This is a genomic window from Vibrio sp. 2033 (genome assembly GCF_033339735.1).
In genome coordinates this window covers 1-756 of sequence record NZ_JAWOVC010000284.1, presented here as the reverse complement: position 1 = coordinate 756, position 756 = coordinate 1, and the positions used below count along the sequence as shown (strand labels likewise).

The 756-nt window shown below is 46.6% G+C and carries 1 protein-coding gene; it reads right to left on the bottom strand.

The features are described from left to right. Nucleotides 1-52: 52 nt before the first annotated feature. Nucleotides 53-756, bottom strand: a 704-nt coding sequence (locus R7P74_RS26105) for a magnesium transporter (protein WP_318123552.1), incomplete at its 5' end; no start/stop codon positions are given.

Sequence of the window (756 nt, the reverse complement as noted above, 5' to 3'; positions counted from 1 at the left end):
CCCCTATTACGCATTTTGAGCAGTTATTTTACCGTGACATCGTGAATTTTAGTCAGGCGATACCTAAGAAGTAATTCACCACAGTAAAGTAAATCCACATACCTGATATATCAACGATTGATGCAAGCACAGGGCTCACCAATACGGCTGGGTCTAGCTTGCAAGCACGGGCAATTATTGGCAACAAACCGCCAAGCGTCGTGGAAATTGAGACTTGAATAAACAAAGCAACGGCGATTGCAAGTGCGATGTCTGTCAGTTCAAAGCCCCCCGTAGATTGGCCAGCACTAAAAAGCATAATGCGTCCAACCATAACTATTGCGATCGCTAGTGCGAGACACAGCGCTACGCGACTTTCTTTCCAAAGTACTGCTAACCACTGACGCTTTTTAAGTTCACCAGTGGCCAATGCACGAATGACCAATGTGGCCGCTTGAGTTCCCGTATTACCACCAGCCGCCGCAATCACTGGCATGTACACTGCCAGTAAAACCAGTTGGCTCAATGTATCTTCATACTGAGCAATAATCAGCCCAGAAACGATCCCCAATAAAGCGAGTGCAATAATCCAGCCTATTCGCTGCTTTACATGCTCTAGTACGCCTGTTGATAAGTAACCGTCAGGAGTATCAACTTCCGACACATGCAAACCCAATTGGTGTGCATAGTGACGCGCACGCTTATCATGACCCGCATGCTCAAGTTGAGACATCAAACTGTTCACATACCCTACAGAACAGTGCTTCAAAATCCCCA